Genomic DNA, 317 nt, shown 5'->3' on the forward strand with positions numbered 1-317 from the left:
ACACCAACGTTCTCACCAGCACGGCCTTCGTCCAGCAGTTTGCGGAACATTTCAACGCCAGTACAGGTAGACTTAGCGGTGTCTTTGATACCAACGATTTCAACTTCTTCGCCAACTTTGATGATACCGCGCTCTACACGACCGGTAACAACGGTACCACGACCGGAGATGGAGAATACGTCTTCGATCGGCAGCAGGAACGGCTTGTCAATCGCACGCTCTGGTTCCGGGATGTAAGAGTCCAGGAAGCCAGCCAGTTCGATGATTTTCGCTTCCCACTCTGCTTCGCCTTCCAGCGCTTTCAGAGCAGAACCACG

General features: G+C 53.3%; 1 protein-coding gene. It reads right to left on the reverse strand.

Annotated elements, in window-relative coordinates; genetic code table 11:
• Nucleotides 1-317: EF-Tu/IF-2/RF-3 family GTPase (locus KQJ18_RS24930; RefSeq protein ID WP_253297576.1), on the reverse strand; the 317-nt coding region annotated here is incomplete at both ends.

The organism is Citrobacter sp. S55_ASV_140 (assembly GCF_018919505.1).
GTDB classification, from domain to species: domain Bacteria; phylum Pseudomonadota; class Gammaproteobacteria; order Enterobacterales; family Enterobacteriaceae; genus Citrobacter; species Citrobacter werkmanii.